This window comes from Reyranella sp., assembly GCF_004297265.1.
Taxonomy (GTDB): domain Bacteria; phylum Pseudomonadota; class Alphaproteobacteria; order Reyranellales; family Reyranellaceae; genus Reyranella.
In genome coordinates, this window is record NZ_SCUT01000063.1 from 1 (window position 1) to 17,480 (window position 17,480).

The 17,480-nt window shown below is 66.8% G+C and carries 23 protein-coding genes and 1 pseudogene; 15 read left to right on the forward strand and 9 right to left on the reverse strand.

What is annotated here, in order from left to right:
- Positions 1-262: 262 nt before the first annotated feature.
- Complete coding sequence (locus tag EPO41_RS28230; RefSeq protein ID WP_296332927.1) at positions 263-376, forward strand: JAB domain-containing protein; 114 nt, start codon at positions 263-265, stop codon at positions 374-376.
- Between the two features lie 93 nt (positions 377-469).
- Complete coding sequence (locus EPO41_RS28235) at positions 470-1,264, forward strand: adenylate/guanylate cyclase domain-containing protein (protein ID WP_296332591.1); 795 nt, start codon at positions 470-472, stop codon at positions 1,262-1,264.
- 5 nt (positions 1,265-1,269) lie between these two features.
- Here EPO41_RS28235 and EPO41_RS28240 read toward each other — a convergent pair whose 3' ends face one another.
- Positions 1,270-1,674: a response regulator gene (locus EPO41_RS28240; protein WP_296332593.1), complete on the reverse strand. Its 405-nt coding sequence runs from the start codon at positions 1,672-1,674 to the stop codon at positions 1,270-1,272.
- Between the two features lie 143 nt (positions 1,675-1,817).
- On the opposite strand from EPO41_RS28240, the gene EPO41_RS28245 reads away from it, so the two are divergent.
- The 5 genes from EPO41_RS28245 (at position 1,818) to EPO41_RS28265 (ending at position 4,740) form a co-directional block, all read left to right on the forward strand.
- Positions 1,818-2,558, forward strand: coding sequence for a DUF72 domain-containing protein (locus EPO41_RS28245; RefSeq protein WP_296332596.1), 741 nt, complete (start codon positions 1,818-1,820; stop codon positions 2,556-2,558).
- Between the two features lie 62 nt (positions 2,559-2,620).
- Positions 2,621-3,040, forward strand: a complete 420-nt coding sequence (locus EPO41_RS28250; RefSeq protein ID WP_296332598.1) for a metalloregulator ArsR/SmtB family transcription factor — start codon at positions 2,621-2,623, stop codon at positions 3,038-3,040.
- Positions 2,950-3,381 carry an SRPBCC domain-containing protein gene (locus EPO41_RS28255; protein ID WP_296332602.1) on the forward strand — a complete coding sequence of 144 codons (432 nt, stop codon included), beginning with the start codon at positions 2,950-2,952 and terminating at the stop codon, positions 3,379-3,381. Before EPO41_RS28250 ends, EPO41_RS28255 begins: the two co-directional genes overlap by 91 nt.
- Positions 3,378-4,253 carry a transglutaminase-like domain-containing protein gene (locus EPO41_RS28260; protein ID WP_296332604.1) on the forward strand — a complete coding sequence of 292 codons (876 nt, stop codon included), beginning with the start codon at positions 3,378-3,380 and terminating at the stop codon, positions 4,251-4,253. The genes EPO41_RS28255 and EPO41_RS28260 overlap by 4 nt, the downstream gene beginning before the upstream one ends.
- Positions 4,254-4,296: 43 nt before the next feature.
- Positions 4,297-4,740, forward strand: a complete 444-nt coding sequence (locus EPO41_RS28265) for a VOC family protein (RefSeq protein ID WP_296332607.1) — start codon at positions 4,297-4,299, stop codon at positions 4,738-4,740.
- Positions 4,741-4,765: 25 nt separating this feature from the next.
- Here the strand turns inward: EPO41_RS28265 and EPO41_RS28270 are convergent, their stop codons facing one another.
- Both EPO41_RS28270 and EPO41_RS28275 read right to left on the reverse strand, forming a co-directional pair.
- Positions 4,766-5,242 carry a gamma-glutamylcyclotransferase family protein gene (locus EPO41_RS28270; RefSeq protein WP_296332610.1) on the reverse strand — a complete coding sequence of 159 codons (477 nt, stop codon included), beginning with the start codon at positions 5,240-5,242 and terminating at the stop codon, positions 4,766-4,768.
- Positions 5,227-6,510, reverse strand: a complete 1,284-nt coding sequence (locus EPO41_RS28275; protein ID WP_296332612.1) for an adenylate/guanylate cyclase domain-containing protein — start codon at positions 6,508-6,510, stop codon at positions 5,227-5,229. Before EPO41_RS28275 ends, EPO41_RS28270 begins: the two co-directional genes overlap by 16 nt.
- A gap of 66 nt (positions 6,511-6,576) precedes the next feature.
- On the opposite strand from EPO41_RS28275, the gene EPO41_RS28280 reads away from it, so the two are divergent.
- Positions 6,577-7,638: an alpha/beta hydrolase gene (locus EPO41_RS28280; protein WP_296332614.1), complete on the forward strand. Its 1,062-nt coding sequence runs from the start codon at positions 6,577-6,579 to the stop codon at positions 7,636-7,638.
- A 13-nt stretch (positions 7,639-7,651) separates the two neighbouring features.
- Positions 7,652-8,284 (forward strand): TetR/AcrR family transcriptional regulator, encoded by a 633-nt coding sequence (locus tag EPO41_RS28285; protein ID WP_296332617.1) that lies wholly within the window; start codon positions 7,652-7,654, stop codon positions 8,282-8,284.
- Between the two features lie 119 nt (positions 8,285-8,403).
- On the opposite strand, the gene EPO41_RS28290 is transcribed toward EPO41_RS28285, so the two are convergent.
- Positions 8,404-9,276 (reverse strand): fumarylacetoacetate hydrolase family protein, encoded by an 873-nt coding sequence (locus tag EPO41_RS28290; RefSeq protein ID WP_296332619.1) that lies wholly within the window; start codon positions 9,274-9,276, stop codon positions 8,404-8,406.
- A 102-nt stretch (positions 9,277-9,378) separates the two neighbouring features.
- Here EPO41_RS28290 and EPO41_RS28295 point away from each other — a divergent pair, with 102 nt between their 5' ends.
- Entirely contained in the window at positions 9,379-10,011 is a 633-nt protein-coding gene (locus tag EPO41_RS28295) for a family 16 glycoside hydrolase (protein WP_296332622.1), read from the forward strand.
- 1 nt (position 10,012) lies between these two features.
- On the opposite strand, the gene EPO41_RS28300 is transcribed toward EPO41_RS28295, so the two are convergent.
- From EPO41_RS28300 to EPO41_RS28320, 5 genes are all read right to left on the reverse strand, one after another.
- On the reverse strand, positions 10,013-10,810 hold the full coding sequence (locus tag EPO41_RS28300; RefSeq protein WP_296332624.1) for an HAD-IIB family hydrolase: 798 nt from the start codon (positions 10,808-10,810) through the stop codon (positions 10,013-10,015).
- Positions 10,811-10,845: 35 nt separating this feature from the next.
- Complete coding sequence (locus EPO41_RS28305) at positions 10,846-12,165, reverse strand: TRAP transporter large permease (RefSeq protein ID WP_296332626.1); 1,320 nt, start codon at positions 12,163-12,165, stop codon at positions 10,846-10,848.
- Entirely contained in the window at positions 12,162-12,641 is a 480-nt protein-coding gene (locus tag EPO41_RS28310) for a TRAP transporter small permease (protein WP_296332629.1), read from the reverse strand. The genes EPO41_RS28305 and EPO41_RS28310 overlap by 4 nt, the downstream gene beginning before the upstream one ends.
- A gap of 6 nt (positions 12,642-12,647) precedes the next feature.
- Complete coding sequence (locus EPO41_RS28315) at positions 12,648-13,700, reverse strand: TRAP transporter substrate-binding protein (protein ID WP_296332631.1); 1,053 nt, start codon at positions 13,698-13,700, stop codon at positions 12,648-12,650.
- Positions 13,701-13,858: 158 nt separating this feature from the next.
- Positions 13,859-14,185: a DUF1476 domain-containing protein gene (locus EPO41_RS28320; RefSeq protein ID WP_296332633.1), complete on the reverse strand. Its 327-nt coding sequence runs from the start codon at positions 14,183-14,185 to the stop codon at positions 13,859-13,861.
- Between the two features lie 361 nt (positions 14,186-14,546).
- Here EPO41_RS28320 and EPO41_RS28325 point away from each other — a divergent pair.
- From EPO41_RS28325 to EPO41_RS28345, 5 genes and pseudogenes are all read left to right on the forward strand, one after another.
- Positions 14,547-14,645: pseudogene (locus EPO41_RS28325) on the forward strand (hypothetical protein); the annotation flags it as partial.
- A 184-nt stretch (positions 14,646-14,829) separates the two neighbouring features.
- Positions 14,830-15,147: a hypothetical protein gene (locus EPO41_RS28330; protein ID WP_296332943.1), complete on the forward strand. Its 318-nt coding sequence runs from the start codon at positions 14,830-14,832 to the stop codon at positions 15,145-15,147.
- Positions 15,144-15,677 (forward strand): carbonic anhydrase, encoded by a 534-nt coding sequence (locus EPO41_RS28335; protein ID WP_296332636.1) that lies wholly within the window; start codon positions 15,144-15,146, stop codon positions 15,675-15,677. Before EPO41_RS28330 ends, EPO41_RS28335 begins: the two co-directional genes overlap by 4 nt.
- Before the next feature lie 20 nt (positions 15,678-15,697).
- Entirely contained in the window at positions 15,698-16,735 is a 1,038-nt protein-coding gene (locus EPO41_RS28340; protein WP_296332640.1) for a glycosyltransferase family 2 protein, read from the forward strand.
- A gap of 6 nt (positions 16,736-16,741) precedes the next feature.
- Positions 16,742-17,446, forward strand: a complete 705-nt coding sequence (locus EPO41_RS28345) for a methyltransferase domain-containing protein (protein WP_296332642.1) — start codon at positions 16,742-16,744, stop codon at positions 17,444-17,446.
- Positions 17,447-17,480 lie beyond the last annotated feature (34 nt).

Below are 17,480 nucleotides of genomic sequence, written 5' to 3' on the forward strand. Positions count from 1 at the left end.
GAGCTACGACAACAGTACCCGAAGCTGTCGAGCTCGCTACATGAACGTCGTGTATCGAACGTGCTGCGCAGTTCACAGGCATGCCTGTGTGTTATCGAGAATGCAGATCACGTTGGATCACACACTACCGATCCCCGTTCCATACCCCACTGACTCATCGATGCTGGCGAGCTTCCTTGAAAATCAATGTCATATGCCTCATGGAACCCTCGTTCACAATCACCCATCAGGCGATCCCAAGCCGTCGCGCGACGACATCGAGATGACGCGCGAAATCAAGACGGCGGCCGAGGCGCTGGGGATCACCATCCACGACCACCTCGTCATCGGCCGCAAAGGGCACGCGAGCTTCCGGAGTTTGGGACTGTTGGACTAGCGAGCGATCCGGCGGCGGAACCATGTTGCCAAGGCAAGAACGCTTGACCACATTCTTCACGTTGTTCTCCGGAAATGGCCGCGCCGCGCTCACATGTCCAAGTTCCTGCGCATAGGGGTCCATCGATCGAACGTGTCCGGCTACACGTCGAAGGCATGGTGGATTCGCCGGGTCGGCTCGACTGTTTTCCTGAAATGGGGCGCGGTCGAGGTTCAGGGCGTGGGCGATGGACGAAAGGTCCATTGGACAGTCCCGCCGCGCGAGAAGGAAATCCGCTGCGGCTCCGTGCAGGCCGCAACCGACTACGTGAGGAACGCCATCTCACGTCGGCGCAGCCATGACTACGAGCCGCTGGCCTCCGGTATTCCGATCAGGCGACGGCCGGCCAGCCGCGTCGCCGAACCCAAGCAGACACTCGCCGCGATCCTGATCGTCGATATCGTGCAATCCACGGAGAAGGCCGCGCGGCTGGGCGATGCGCGCTGGACGCAGGTCATGAACCACTACTACGCCACCGTCCGCAAGGAGCTGAAGACCTTGCGCGGCAAGGAAGTCGTGACGACCGGGGATGGCGTGCTCGCAACTTTTGCCGCGCCGGCGCCGGCGGTGCGATGCGCCACCGCCATCCGCGAGGCCGTGCGGACCTTGGGACTGGAAATCAGGGCGGGGCTGCATGTCGGCGAATACAAGGTGAGCGGGCCCGACGTGGTCGGACTCGCGCTCCACATCGGCTCGCGCCTCGCCGCCAAGGCACGTGCGGGCGAAGTCCTGGTCTCGAGCGCAGTCAGGGATCTGATTTCGGAGTCCGAGATCCGGTTCAAGGACCGCGGCATCCACCAGCTCAAGGGCGTGCCGAAGCGTTGGCGGCTCTACCGGGTCGATGGATAGCGACGTCAAGATCCCGGGGGTTCCATTACCGCCACGGGTGCGAGGAACCGATACAGGTCTTCCTGGCTGAACGGCTTCCTGATGAGCGGCAGCCCGGCCATGGTGCTGCCCGCGGGGAACAAGTGCAACAGAGTCCTGGAGGTCAGGACAACCTTTGCCTGCGGCCGGTTGCGCCTCGTCCATCGAGCCAGGGCCGCGCCATCGCTTACCCCCACCCAGTCTATATCGACCACCAGATAATCGAACGGCTCGGCGGAAGCGGCCCGGATCGCGGGTCCGCCATGCTCCGATTCGACGATCCCGAAACCGTGCCGACGCAGATGATCCACGAGAACGCTTCGAGCCGCCGGATCACTTTCCACGACGAGAATCGACAGGCCAGACGCGCCTGCCTTGCTGTTATCGGCCACCACCCACCCCGATCGGTAAGCACGGCTTCCCACGGCCGCACAGTCAATACGCAGGCAGGCGATACGCAGGCAGGCGCCCTTTGGTTCACCGCACCCAACCGCATTCCGGAACAGTTCAGCTTTTTTCGCGCTATACTCCCCGCATGAGTGGAAAAATCCTTGTCGGCGTGGGCGGCTGGACCTTCGAGCCATGGCGCGGCGTCTTCTATCCCGACGACCTGACGCAGAAGCGGGAGCTGGAATATGCCAGCCGCCAGCTCACCTCGATCGAGATCAACGGCACCTACTATTCCAGCTTCAAGCCGGCGAGCTGGGCGAAGTGGCGGGAAGAGACGCCGGACGGCTTCGTGTTCGCGGTCAAGGCCTCGCGCTTCTGCACCAACCGGCGCGTGCTGGCGGACGCGGGCGAATCCGTGCAGCGCTTCGTGTCGCAGGGGTTGGTCGAGCTCAAGGACCGGCTGGGGCCGATCAACTGGCAGTTCATGGGAACCAAGAAGTTCGATCCGGAGGATTTCGAGGCCTTCCTGAAGCTGCTGCCGCGCGAGGTCGGCAGCCTGCCGCTGCGCCATGCCCTGGAGGTGCGGCACGACAGCTTCAAGGACGAGCGCTTCTACGATCTTGCCGCCAGGTACAAGGCCGCGATCGTCTATGCCCACGACAAGGACTTTCCCGAGATCGACGAGCCGACCGCCGACTTCACCTATGCCCGCCTGATGCAGTCAGAGGAAAAGGTGAAGACCGGATACAAGCCCGCCGACATCGACAAGTGGGCCAAGCGCGCCAAGACCTGGGCGAAGAAGGGCGACGCTTTCGTCTACTTCATCTCCGGGGCCAAGGTCCGCAACCCGGCTGCCGCACAGGCGCTGATCAAGAAGGTCGGCTGATTGCCGGTGGAGTGACCGGCGATACTTGACTCGGACGGGGCCCCCGCCTAACTGTTAACTCTATGGTTAACAATCAAAGCACGCCCCTCGACCGGACCTTCGCCGCTCTCGCCGATCCGACAAGACGCGCGCTGCTGGCCCGCCTCGATGCGGAAGAAGCCGTCACCGTCAGCGAGCTGGCGCGCCCCTTCCCGGTCTCGCTGCCGGCCATCATGAAGCACCTCGACGTGCTCTCCGACGCCGGCTTGATCGTGCGGTCGAAGTCCGGCCGCACCGTCACCTGCCAGCTCAAGGCGGAGCCGATGGAGCAGGCGATGAACTGGCTCGCCCACTACCAGCGCTACTGGACCCAGCAGCTCGACCGTCTCGCCGCCTTCCTGGAGGAAGAAAAATGGCCAGCAGACCCAGCCTCGCCCTCAAGCGCCACCTCAACGCGCCGCCCGAGAAAGTCTACGAAGCCTGGACGCAGCCCGAAAAAATGATCCGCTGGTGGGGCGTCATGGGCCACCAGCGCTCCCCCATTGCCGAGACCGATCTCCGGGTTGGCGGACGCTTCCGTGTCCAGTTCTGGACGCCCGACGACGAGCATCACAGCGTGAGCGGCGTCTATCGCGAGATCGCGCCGCCGACGAAGCTCGTCTTCTCCTGGGCCTGGCAGAGCACGCCGGAGCGCGAGTCGCAGGTCACGATCGACCTGAAGCCGGACAAGGACGGCACCCTCCTCACCCTGACCCACGAGCAGTTCTTCGACGAGAAGGCCCGCGACGGCCATCGCGGCGGCTGGGGCAGGGCGCTCGACAAGCTGGAGGAACTGTTCGCATGAGCCTCGGCCCCTTTCGCGCACCTGTCGCGCTGAGCGATGCCGGCATCTGGGCGTTGCAGTTCGCCGCGTTGCCCGACGATGTCGCCGGGCTCGCGAAGGTCCTGCAGGGCCTGCTCATCCACGAGCATATGCCGGATGTCTACGGCGTCGCGCTCTCGGAGCGTCAGCGGTGCGAACCCCATGTGCGCAGCGCCGAAGCGATTCTGGAACGGATCGCCGTCCACGATCCGCGGCCATTGTCGCAGGCCCGCCTGCCCGGCGAGCGTTTCGCGGGCTGCTGCCGCCACTACACGCTGCTGCTCGTCGCGATGCTCAGGAGCAAGGGAATCGCAGCCCGGGCGCGCTGCGGTTTCGGCGCCTACTTCGCGAAGGGCAAGTTCATGGATCACTGGGTGGCGGAGTATTTCGACGAGGCGCAGCGGCGCTGGATCCTGGCCGATGCCCAGATCGACGACCGGCAACGCGCCCTGTTCGGTATCGACTTCGACACGCTGGACGTGCCACGCGACAGGTTCCTCGTCGCCGGCGATGCCTGGCGGCTCTGCCGCGACGGCCACGCCGATCCGCAGTCCTTCGGAGTCCTGGACATGGCCGGCCTCTGGTTCATCGCCGGCAACGTCATTCGCGATGCAGCGGCCCTCAACAACCGCGAAATGCTTCCGTGGGACGTGTGGGGCGGCATGACCCCTGCCGATGCCGGGATCGACCTCGCCTTCATCGACCGGCTGGCCCGCCTCACGCACGCTCCCGACAGGCACCTGGAAGAGTTGCGGGCGGTGTACCGGGACCCGCGCATAGCCGTGCCCCCGACCGTATTCAACGCCGTCCTCCGCCGCCCGGAAGCGGTTTCCCCGTTCGCCCATTCGGCCTAAGCTGGTGTCCCGACCGGAGCTTCCAGAACCCAAGGAGGCATGCATGCCTGCTCTCTCGCTCGACCATTACAACATCTACTGCACCGACCTCGAGGCCACCGTGCGCTTCTACGAGCGCTATGTCGGCCTGACCAACGGCGACCGTCCGCCCTTCCCCTTCCCCGGCGCCTGGATGTACGCCGGCGACAAGGCGATCCTTCATCTCGTGTCGGAGACCGGCCGTGCCGACCAGGGCAGCGGCGCCATCGACCATGTCGCCATCAACTGCGCCGACATCCGTGGCACGCTCGACCAGATCAAGAAGGACGGCCTGCCCTTCGAGGTGAAGAAGGTGCCGGCGCGCCCGCTGCAGCAGGTCTTCGTGCACGATCCCGACGGCGTCATGATCGAGCTGAACTTCTGGCACGAGGAAGACGTGGCGGAACTCCAGGGCTACGACCCGATGGCCAACAAGGTCACCGCCGAGAAGCAGAAGGTCCCGGCCTGACGGACCGGACGACGAAGCTCGAGGCCTAGTCGAACGTCAGCGTGGCGGCCAGCTGCTCCCAGTAGTCCGGTGGCAGGAGGTCGCGGCCGGCAAGCAGGCACTCGAGATATGCCCGCGGCGGCTTGAGGCCTTCACCCTGCGTCAGGGCGACGTAGACGATGGCCTCGACCGCCGCACCGGTGTCGCCGCGCACCACGCGAAGGGTACGGCGCTCGTAATGACGGTCGGCGACGCCTTCGTAAATGTCGAGCACGGCAAATCCCGCGTCGGGCAGGGCATTCAGCGTCCCGTGCACGACACCGTTCTCCGCCGGCACGATGTTGGCCGCCGCCGCCCCCTTCAGGAGGCGCGCGGGCTTGTCGAAGGCGAGCCGCCAGCCGTCGAGCCGGCCCGCAATGCGCTCGCCGCGCGGCACGCCCCGCGGCGCCAACCTCTGATCGAACAGCCGCACGGGGTCCATGTTGGAGCCGTAGGCGAAGTACCAGGTCAGGCCATCCGCCATACGCGCACCTTCTCGTCGTAACCGCGGATCGCCACGGGACCGAGATCGACGGCGCCGTTGCACGGGGTCGCGTCGTGCACCGACTGCGAGACCAGCAGCCGGGCGCCGACATCCTTGGTGAGCTGCTCCAGCCGCGCCGCGAGGTTCACCGTATCTCCGATTACCGTGTACTCCTTGCGCTGCGGAGAGCCCACCGTGCCCGTCACGGCCTCCCCCAGATGGATACCGATGCCGATCCGGAGTGCCCAGCCGGGATGCGTGCGGTTCCACCCCTCGACTGTCGCGATCATAGCCTGCGCCGCCGCGAGAGCATTGCGCGCTGCCGCAGGGTCGTCGAGCGGCGCCCCGAACACCGCCATGAACCCGTCGCCCAGGAACTTGTTGATGATGCCGTTGTTGCGGTCCACCACCTCGATCATCTCGGCGAAGAAGGCGTTGAGCAGCGCCACCGTCTCCTCGGCACTGCGCCGGCGGGTCATCGCCGTGAAGCCGCGAATGTCGAGGAACAGCACGCACACGGTGCGCATCTCGCTCGGGGGATCCGTGCGCGCCGCCAGCAGGCGGTCGACGACGGCAGGCGAGACGTGCTGACCGAACAGGTTGGTGACGCGATCACGCGCCGCCACCGCCCGCACCGACATCTCGAACTGGGTGCGAAGGCTGTTCGCCACGAAGCCTGCCACCAGCCCGGAAGCGAACAGGACGAGGGTACGGCTGAAATGGAACAGCAGTGTTTCCTGCGGGATGTTGCCCCACGGCTCGAGTGGCACCAGCCACAGGACCAGCACGATCTGCTGCAGGGCGGCGACGGTGCCCGTCCAGACCGACAGCCAGAAATCGAGCCGCAGGGTCGAAAGGAGGATGAACAGGAAATAGAGCAGCGGCGGCCAGAAGCTGAACACCAGCACCGGGTCCATGTAGTGGCTCAGCGTGATGATGATCGACGCCGGCAGAGAGGTCTCGATCAGCGCATTGGCGAAGCGCGTCACCCGCAGGAAATCAAGGTCGCGCGCCGCCCGGTAGCGCAGGATGGTCAACGAAACCAATTCGTAGAGCAGGAACGGGCCGATGCCGACCAACGGGAGCCAGCCCGGCACGTCTCGCTCGAACATGCGGGAGGTATAGTCCACGAAGACGTTGGCGACCGTCAGCGAAAGGGCGAGCAGGACGGCCAGGATGATGGCGAGCGCGCGCATGCGCCGCTGCTCGCTGCGAATGATCTCGCGGCGGAGCGCGTCTGAGAAGAAGTCGGGCGCCGCGGCAGCCATCGCGCGCCAAACTAGCCAGAGGCGGCGGGCTCCACAACGGGCCGGGGCGGTGCTAGGTACTGAACCATGTCGATGAAGGAGATCGCGCGGGAGATCCAGGGCAAGGTCGCCAACCTGGCACTGCGCATGCCGATTTCCTGGGTGAACATCCTGGCCGGGCCGCCGGTAGCGGTCGACGGGCGCACCCTGGACGGCCGCATCCAGTGGTTCCTGAAGCTGCTCGCCTTCAGCGGCCAGCCCGCCGCGCATACGATGAGCGTCGTCGAGGCGCGCGAGGACTACGACGCCTTCATGAAGATGCTGGGCGGCCACCCCGCGCCGGTCAGTTCCATCCTCGACCGCACCCTGCCCGGTCCCGCCGGCCCGATGCGCATCCGCATCTACCGGCCGGCCGGCACCGTGGCGCGCCTGCTGCCGACCATCGTCTATTTCCATGGCGGCGGCTGGGTCATCGGCAGCCTCGAAGGCTACGATCTCGCCTGCCGCTATTTCTGCGCACGCTCGGGCTGCGCCGTCGTCTCGGTCGATTACCGGCTGGCCCCGGAGCATAAGTTCCCCGCGGCGGTCGACGATGCGCTCGCCGCCTATCGGTGGGTGGCGGGCGAGGCCCTGTCGCTCGGCCTCGACCCCGATCGCATCGTCGTGGCGGGCGATTCGGCCGGCGGGACGCTCGCCGCCGTGGTCGCACAGACAGTGCGACACGAGCCGCACCCGCCTTGCCTGCAGTGGCTGATCTATCCCGCCACCGACATGGCGGGCGACACCCCTTCCCATCGAAGCTGCGGCGACGGCTTCCTGCTCACCGAGGCGGACATGAGGTGGTTCCGCATGCACTATCTCGACGCCGACGGCGAAATCGCCGATCCCCGTGCCTCGCCGCTGCGCGGCGAGGATCTCGGCGGACTGGCGCCGGCGCTGGTCTTCACCGCCGGCTTCGATCCGTTGCGCGACGAGGGCCGCGCCTATGCCGAGCGCCTGCAGGCCTCCGGCGTCAAGACCATCCATCGCGAGTTCGAGACCCTGATCCATGGCTTCGTCGGCATGCGGGGTGCGGTGCATGCCGCGGCTCGGGCGATGGACGACATGGTCGCCGGCCTGCGCCACGAGCTCGCACAGCTGGGACGTTGAGGGAACATCAGGCATGAACGACCGTGCGGCATCAGTGGAGCATCGCAGCGAACGCGGCGGACGCCGGGAGCAGAACAAGGCAGAGAACCGCACCGCGCTGATCAAGGCCGCGCGCGCCGTGTTCGCCGAGATGGGCTATGGCGCGGCCAGCGTCCGCGACATCGTGCGCCGCACCGATCTCGCCTCGGGCACCTTCTACAACTACTTCAAGGACAAGGACGAGATCTTCGAAGCGGTGGTCGGCGAGCTGACCAGCGTTCTGCTGCAGCGCCATCGCGACGGCCGCGGCCGCGCCACGACGGCCGAGGAGTTCGTGCGGCAGCACTATGCCGCCTATTTCAACTTCCTCGCCGAGGATCCCGAGCTGCTGGCGCTGGCACGGTCGAGCTTCACCGCCGTGCGCACGCTTCTCGACAAGCCCGACGTGCGCGCGCTGGCGAAGGCGCTCAACGACGACATCCGCACCGCCATCGCGCAGGGCATCCTGCCCAACGTCGACGTGTCCTATCTCGGCGCCTCGATGTCCGGCATCGCCTTCGAAATCTCCATGGTCATGGTCGCCCGCGATCCCGTCGATCCGGCCGCCGCCGCGGAGTTCGCAACGCATCTCATGCTGGGTGGCCTCGACAAGCTCCCGCGCCGCTGACCTTCATTGGAGCGCGCCACTCCAGTGGCGCATCATGATCTTGAGCGCCACTGGAGTGGCGCGCTCCAATGAAAACGGCGGCCCCTTCCGGAGCCGCCGTTGACCTTTATGGACTTAACTCAGGCGCCCTGGGCGATGGTGTTGCGCAGGGTGCCGATGCCCTCGATCTCGACCTCGCAGACATCGCCCGGCTTCAGCCAGGGCTGCGGCTTGCGGGCCATCGCCACGCCCGAGGGCGTGCCGGTGATGATGATGTCGCCCGGATCGAGGGTCATGCACTTGCTGAGCTCGTGCACCAGGGTCGGCACGTCGAAGATCAGGTCGTCGGTGCTGCTGTCCTGCATGGTGACGCCGTTGACGCGGGTCATGATGCGCAGCGGCGCGGCGCCCTTGGGCAGCTCGTCCGGCGTCACGATGTCGGGGCCGAAGCCGCCGGTGCCGTCGAAGTTCTTGCCCAGGGTGAACTGGCCACCCGACTTGCGCTGCCAGTCGCGGATCGAGCCGTCGTTGAAGCAGGCATAGCCCGCGATCACCGACAGCGCCTTCTCCTTCGGCACGTTTCGGCACTTCTTGCCGATTACGATGGTGAGTTCGGCCTCCCAGTCGAATTCCTTGGAGTGCGTCGTCGCCAGCATCTTGCCGTTGTGCGGCACCAGCGTGTTGTTGAAGCGCGTGAACACCACCGGGTACTGCGGGATCGGGCTGCCGGTCTCCTCGGCATGCTTGCGGTAGTTGAGACCGATGCAGAGGATCTTGCCGGGCGCCGGGATCGGCGTCAGGTACTTGGCCGACTTCTCCGAAACGGTGGCGCCGGCCTTGGGCTTGGCGCAGGCCTTAAGCACCGCCTGCTGGAGCTTCTTGCCGCCCGACAGGATCTCGACGACCGACTTCGGCCCGCGCGGCATCTGCTTGCTGAGATCGACGATCTTGCCGTCGCCCAGTTTGACGCCGACGGCCGGCTTGCCGCCGCTCAGGATGGTGCAAAGACGCATGAATTTCCCCCTTGAAGAATTCGTCCGAAGTACGGCCGCGCGTAAACTCCTCCCTCCCGCATCTGCGGTCAAGCTTGCCGCTTTTTTTGCTAGTCTCCGGCGATGCGTTTCCTCCTTCTCGCTCTTCCGCTCCTCTTCATCGCCCTGCCCGCCTCGGCGCAGCTCGTCGTGCCGCTCACCACGCCGGACGGCCGGGTCGGCTGCACCCAGGGCAAGACCGGCATCGGCCGACCGGCCGACTGGCGCGCCGTCGCCGACCCCGACGGGCCGGACGGCTGGGCGCTGGTCGAGAGCGAGCCCGATGCGACCGACCAGCGCTTCCCGCTCTGCATTTCCGAGCCGGCATCGGGCCGCGACTTCGACGCCACCCTGCGCTTCAAGCCGATCTCGGGATCGCGCGACCAGGTGGCGGGCTTCATGTTCCGTGCCCAGAGCGCCAACGACTATTACGTCGTGCGCGCCAACGCCCGCGACAACTCGGTCCGCCTCTACCGCATGGACAAGGGCAAGCGAAGCCAGCTCGCTATGAAGGAGGCGCCGGTGACGCTGGGCCAATGGCATTCGCTGCGGGTGATCGCCGCCGGCGACCGCTTCGAAGTGGCGCTCGACGGCAAGAAGCTGTTCGACGTCACCGACCGCACGCTGATGCAGCCCGGACCGGTCGGCGTGTGGAGCCAGGGCGACAGCGTCACCCACTACGGCTCCCTGCTGATCGGCCCCCCGCCCGCGCGCTGAGCTAGCCGCGCGCCGCCAGAAGCGCCTTCGCCAGCTCGACGAAGCCCATGCCCGAACGGGCCTTGGTGACCCAGCGCGGCCGATGTTCCAGCAGGTCGGCGAAGTCCACGACGTTGGCCACGCCCACGGCGTTGGGGAAGTAGCCGAACATCGGCGCGTCGTTGGGCGAGTCGCCCGAGAACACATAAGCCGCCTTGTCGGCCACCAGGTCGACCCCGAACAGCTCCTGCATCATCGTGCGGCTGGTCGTGAGCTTGTCGTAGTCGCCGAACCAGCCGTTGACGTGGATCGAGCTCACCTTGGCCTTGGCGCCGTTTCGCTCGAAGATCGCCACGATGCGCTTGATGTCGGCCGGCGGCAGCGGCGGCACGTCCTCGCAGAAATCGACGGCGAGGTCGGCCAGCCGATAGGGTTGATCGGAGGCGATGCCGGCGCCCGGCACTTCCTGCAGCACCTCCGTCCGCACCCGTTCCAGCCGGCGGCGGCCTTCGGCGCGCTCGGCCTCGGACTGGATGAAGCGTGTGCGAAGGCGTTTCTGATCGCGGTCGTGCCACATCCAGAAGGCGCCGTTCTCGCCGACCACGGCATCGACTGGCCAGAACCGGGCGATGTGATCGCACCAGCCGGCGGGCCGCCCGGTGACCGGCACGACCAGGAGACCGGCCCGCTTCAGCGCCTGCAACGCGCCATAGGCCTCGGCCGTCAGCGTCCCGTCGGTGGAGACGGTGTCGTCGATGTCGGTCAGCACGCCGCGTACGGCGGCGAGGGTTTTACGGGGGCAGTTCTCGAGTGATTCCATGGGGCGTCTTCTAGCAGTGTCCGAAGCCTTCGGCTTCACGCCAGCAGCCGGACCGTCGCAAGCGCAAGCGCGGGGAAGGCCATCACGAGGCCGAGCCTCAGGATGTCGGCGGCGATGAAGGGCAGGACGGCGCGGTAGATCCGCGTCAGCGCCACCTGGCGGGCGATGGCGGAGACCACGAAGACGTTGAGGCCGATCGGCGGCGCGGTGAGGCCGATACCGACCACGATCAGCACCAGGACACCGAACCAGATCGCCACGTCGTCGGCCGGCATGCCGAAGTCGAGCGCCTGGACGATCGGAAAGAAGATGGGAAGCGTGAGGAGGATCATGGCCAGCTCATCCATGACCGCGCCCAGCAGGATGTAGAACAACAGGATCAGCGCCATGACGCCGTAGGACGTGAAGCCCGAATTGCCGATCCATTCGGCCGCGGCGACGGGAAGCTGCGACAGCGCGAGGAAGGCGTTGAACACGTCGGCGCCCAGCAGGATCAGGAAGATCATCCCCGCTGTCTCGGCGGTCTGAAGCAGCGAGGCCTTCAGCCCGGCCCACCGCATGCCCCCCACCAGAACCGACACGGCCAGCATGGCGATGACGCCGACCGCCGCACCTTCCGTGGGCGAGAAGATGCCGCCGTAGATGCCGCCGAGCACCACCAGCGCCACGAGGATAGCGGGCCAGACGGCGGCAACGTCGCGCAGCTGCCGGTCCAGCGGCACGCGCGGCAGGGCCGGTCCCAGCTCCGGCCGGCGCCGCACGACCAGCGCGATCACCAGGCAGTAGAGGATCGCGGCCATGAAGCCCGGCACGAAGGCCGCCATGAAGAGCTTGGCGATGTTCTGCTCGGTCGAGATGCCGTAGACGACCAGGATCACCGACGGCGGGATCAGGATGCCCAGCGTGCCGCCCACGGCGACGACGCCGGTCGCGAAGCCCGCATCGTAGCGATAGCGCTCGAACTCCGGCAGCGAGGCGCGCGCGAAGGTGGCGGTGGTGGCAACCGACGATCCGCAGATCGCGCCGAAGGCCGTGCACGCGCCGATCAGTCCCATCGCCAACCCGCCGGGCCGGTGGCCGACCAGGCTCGAGGCGGCGCGAAACAGGGCCGTCGAAAGGCCCGACTTCTCGGCCAGCGCCCCCATCAGGATGAAGAGGGGGATGACCGAGAGCGTGTAATTGGAGAAGTCGTGGTAGGGCGTCGCCTTGATGTAGTTCAGGAAGGTCGGCCAGCCGCCCAGCCAGGCGTAGCCCGTGCCGCCCACGAACAGCAGCGACAGGCCGATCGGCATGCGCATCGCCATCAGCAGAAGCATGACCGCGAAGCCCAGGACGGCAACCGTCGTACCGGTCACGATTCAGTCCCGAAACGGCCGGCGGCGGTGACCAGCGACGCCAGCGCCAGCAGACCCGCCATCGCCGCGCAGGCCATGATCGCCCAGCCCACCGGCAGGCCCAGCACCATCGTCGAGGTCTGCGAATTGATGGCGTCGGCTGCACCGACGGCCAGTCGCCATCCCAGCAGCGAAGCGACCGCGGCGTACACCAGGTCCCAGAAGGCATCGATCGCCGCGACCGCGCGCGGCGGCAGGCGTATCGTGAACGTGTCGACCAGCATGTTGCCGCGCCGCAGCTGCGTGTAGGGCAGGAAGGAGAAGATCGCGAGCGCGATCGCCATCTGCACCATCTCGAAGTCGCCCGGCAGGCCGCTGGAGGTCGCCCAGCGCAGGCCGACACTCGCGGTCACGAGACCGGCGATGAACAGCGATAGTGCGGCGCCTGCCAGGGCAAGCGCCGCGCCCAGCCGTTCGGCGAGCCGTATCCAGCCCATGCGGGCTCAGGAAACCTTGTACTTCTGCACGAGCGTGCGGACTGCCTCCACGAGCTTGGCGCCGTCGAGGTTGCGGTCCTTCACCGACGCGATCCAGGCGTCGATCACCGGCTGCGTGGTCTTGCGCCAGCGGCCGGCCTCGTCGACCGAGATCTCGCTGATGACATTGCCGCTGCGCTTGGAGACCATTTCGAGCACCGCGGCGCCGGCATCGTCCCAGGTCTTGCCGGCCATGGTCGCGGCCGGCATGCCCGAGTTGGCGTCGAGCACCTTCTTCAGATCGGCCGGCACCTTGTCGTAGCTACCCTTGTTCATCGCGAGCACGAAGGTCGCAGTGTACAGGGTCGGCGAACCCGGGATGCCGGTATGGTATTTCAGCAGCTCCTGCACCTTGATCGCCGGAACGACCTCCCAAGGCACGACGCAGCCGTCGATCACCTTCTGCGCGAGGCTCTCGGGCACCTGTGGGATCGGCATGCCGATCGGGCTGGCGCCCAGCGCCTTCAGCGCCTCGCCGGCCTGCCGCGTGGGGAAGCGCAACTTCAGACCCTTGAGGTCCTCCATCGCCTTCACCTGCCTGTTGGCATGGATCACCCCGGCATCGTGCGCCCAGGCACAGATGAGGTGAACCTCCTTGAATTCGTCCTTGAGGTAGGTGTCGGCATATTCCTGGAACGCCTTTGCGTTCACGATTCCGAGCTTGTCGGCGACGAAGGGCAGCTCCATCGCCTCGCTGGCGGGGAAGCGGCCCGGGGTGTTGCCCGGCAGGGTCCAGACGATGTCGGCCACGCCATCGCGGGCCTGGTCGTAGAGCTGCGGCGGCGCGCCCCCCAGCTGCATCGCAGGGAAGATGGTGATCTTGATGCGGCCGTTGGACTCGGCCTCGATCTTGCGCACCAGCGGGGTCAGGAATTTCTGGTGGATGTTCGACGCGGCCGGCAGGAAATGGTGCAGCTTGAGGTTGACCTCGGCGGCCTGTGCATGACCTTCGCGCAGCAACGCGGGCGCCGCCACGGCGGCGCCGGCATACGCAAACATCTTGCGACGATTGATCGGCATTGATGCCTCCCTAAGACTTTTCTTATGGGAGGTACCCTAAATCAGACTCCTCTCCCCCGATAGGGGGCGAGGTTGGGCGAGCAGGTTGCAGGCGGTGTGCGTGCCCCTCCCCTGGCCTCTCCCCTACCGGGGGAGAGGATCATGCAGTTCGAAGCCCCTTAGCGGGCTTCCGACATGATTTGCTTCTTGGCCTCTTCGGACAGGCGCTCCGACTGCTTGCGGATCGAGTGTTCCTCCATCGGCTTGCCGGCGGCGGCGAGGTCGCTCATCAGCTTGTGCATGACGTCGGAATCGCCCGGCTTCTCGAAATCGGCCATCACGACTTCCTTGGCATAGGCCTCGGCATCGGCGCCCGCCTTGCCCAGCAGGCCGGCGGCCCACAGGCCCAGCAGCTTGTTGCGGCGGGCGTTGACCTTGAACTTCAGCTGCTCATCGTGCTCGTACTGCGCTTCGAAGGCTTTCTCGCGATCGTCGAACGTGGTCATCGGCCGCTCCGGTTGGGCATGTCGGGCCGCTATATAGCGGCGGCGACAGCGTCTTTCCACCCCGCGTTCGCAGTGGCAATGTCACGCCCCGCAGGGAGGAAAACGCGCCATGTCTCTGGAAAAGCTCAAGGATTGGATCGGCCGGACGCAATCCATGGAGGACCTTGCGGCCCCCTTCCCGGTCCGCGCCCTGTCCGCGACCTTCGACGAGAAGGACGATCCTGACCCCAGGAACGGCGACCCGCTGCCGCCGCTCTGGCACTGGCTCTATTTCCTCGAGGCCGCGCCACAGTCGAAGATCGGCCCAGACGGCCATGCCGAGCGCGGCGACTTCCTGCCCCCGGTGCCGTTGCCGCGACGCATGTGGGCGGGAAGCCGCTTCTCCTTCGACGGCGAGCCGATCCGCGTCGGCGAGACCATTGGGCGGCTCTCCGAGATCAAGTCGGTGGAGCCCAAGTCGGGCTCGACCGGTTCGATGGTCTTCGTCACCGTGCAGCACACGATTTCAGGCCCCCGAGGCATGTCCTTCGTCGAGGAGCACGACATCGTCTATCGCGAGGCGGCCAAGCCGGGGGAAGCGCCCAAGCCGCCCCCGGCCGGCGCCGGCCGACGCGACCTGGACCCGGACGATCCTGGCCGACCCGGTGCTGCTGTTCCGCTTCTCCGCCCTCACCTTCAACGGACACCGCATCCACTACGACCAGCCCTATGTGACGGGCGTCGAAGGCTATCCCGGGCTGATCGTGCACGGCCCCCTGATGGGCATGCTGCAGATCGAACTGGCGCGCCGCTCCAACCCGGGTAAGGTGGTCCGCAGTTTCGAGTTCCGTGCCCTGTCGCCGGTGTTCGGCGGGGCGTCACTCGGCGTACACGGCCGCCGCGAACAGGACGGCTCGATCACGACATGGATCGCCGATCCCAACGGCGGTCTCGCACAACAGGGCAAGGCGACCTTCCGATGACCCACAAGCACCATGCCGGTTGCGGCTGCATCGCCGCCCTTTCGAGGCGTAACCTGATCGGACTGGGTCTGGGTGCGGCCGCGGTCACCGCCACTGGCCCGGCGCTGGCCCTCGACGAGGGCTACGAGGCGATGCTGATGAAGTGCATCGACCCACGATTCACCACCGACACCTGGAAGTACATGACCTCTCGCGGCTGGCAGAACAACTACAGCCAGTTCAACATCGCCGGCGGCCCAGTCGCGGCGGTGGCGCCGGTCTTCCAGGAATGGCGGGCCGCCTGGGAAGCGAACCTCGACATCTCCTGCCAGCTCCACAACGTGAAGCGCCTGATCGGCATGGCCCATCGCGACTGCGGCGCGGCCGCCGTCGCCTACGGCGATCGACTCAAGACCGACAAGGCCTACGAGACCGAAATGCTGAGCCAGGCCCTGCGCGCCTTCCGCGACCAGGCCAAGAAGCGCCAACCGCAGCTCGTCGTCGAGCTGGGGATCATGGACCTCAACGGCACCGTCGAGACGGTGGCCTAGCCAACGTCCCCGCGCCCCTCGTGCCCGAGCAATCCCTCCCCTTCGTGATCGACAAGGACGCCGCGCTGGAACACCAGCTTGCCGCCCAGCGGGCGCGGCGCCCGGCCGATCCTCTCCTGTCCCTGGTCGTGCCGGTGTTCAACGAGGAGGAGACGATCGACCTCTTCCTCGCCACCGTGGTGCCCCTGCTCGAGCGCGACGGCGTCCGGTTCGAGATCGTCTTCGTGAACGACGGCTCGCGCGACGACACCTTCGCGCGCCTGTTCCATCGCGGCCGCGCCGACCGGCGTCTCCGCATCGTCAACCTGTCGCGCAACTTCGGCAAGGAGGCCGCTCTCACCGCCGGCATCGACCATGCACGTGGCGACGTCCTGATTCCCATGGACATCGACCTGCAGGATCCGCCCGAGCTGATCGGCTCGTTCATCGCGCGGTGGCGGGAAGGCTACGACATCGTCTACGGCATCCGTACCGCGCGCCACACCGACACGCGGGCCAAGCGGGTCTCGGCGGGCTGGTTCTACCGGGTGTTCAATTCAATGTCGCCGGTGCGCATTCCGCCCAATGTCGGGGACTTCCGCCTGGTCGACCGCCGCGCCGTCGAGGTGCTGCGTCAGCTTCCCGAGCGCAACCGCTTCATGAAGGGCCTGTTCGCCTGGGTCGGCTTCAACTCGGTCGGCGTGCCCTACGAGCGGCCCGAGCGCGCGGCCGGCACGAGCAAGTTCAACTTCTGGCGGCTCTGGAACTTCGCCATCGACGGCGTGGTGAGCTTCTCGACCGCGCCGCTGCGCGCCTGGTTCTATGTCGGCCTGGTGATCGCCACGGTGGCCGTGCTCTACGCGCTGTTCATCGTCACCCGCGTGCTGATCTTCGGCGTGGACACACCGGGCTACGCCTCGCTGCTGATCGCCATCCTGCTGATGGGCGCCATCCAGCTCCTGTCGCTGGGCATTATCGGCGAATATCTCGGCCGCCTGTTCGTCGAGGTGAAGGGCCGCCCGATCTATGTCGTCGAAGGCATCTATGAAGATACCCCGCCGAAGCCGCCGGTGACCTGACCGTCGATGGACCTCAAGGAAGAAGACATCCTGGGCGCCGACATCGGCAGCCACTGGTACTACCGCTCCAAGGCCGCCGCTCTGCGCCGCGCCGTCGGCTCGCTGGCCCCGATGCGGCTGCTCGACGTCGGCGCCGGCTCGGGCTTCTTCTCGCGCCATCTGCTCGAGCGAACGCCGGCCGAAAGCGCGCTCTGCGTCGACATCGGCTATGCGTCGGACCGCGACGACAGCGTCGCCGGCAAGCCGGTGCGCTATCGCCGCGACACCGGCCCGACCGACTGCGACCTCGTGCTGATGATGGACGTGCTGGAGCATGTCGACGACGACCGCGGGCTGGTCCGTTACTATGCCGACAAGGTGCCGGCGGGCGCCCATTTCCTGGTGACCGTGCCGGCCTTCGCCTTCCTGTGGAGCGGCCACGACGTCTTCCTCGAGCACAAGCGCCGCTACCGCCTGCCCGAGATCGAGGCCGCGCTGCGCGACGCGGGCCTCGAGATCGTGCGCGGCAGCTACTATTTCGGCTTCGTGTTTCCCCTGGCGGCGGCGGTCCGCCTCGCCGATCGCAACACCACCGAGCCACGCAGCAGCCTGAAGAAACAGGGCGCCGTCACCAACGGCATCCTCACCGCAATCTGCGCCACCGAACTCCCGCTCTTCCCCCTGAACCGCCTCGCCGGCCTCTCCTGCTTCGTGCTGGCGCGGAAGCCGTAGTCACCCCCTCACCTAACCTCTCCCTCTATCGGCG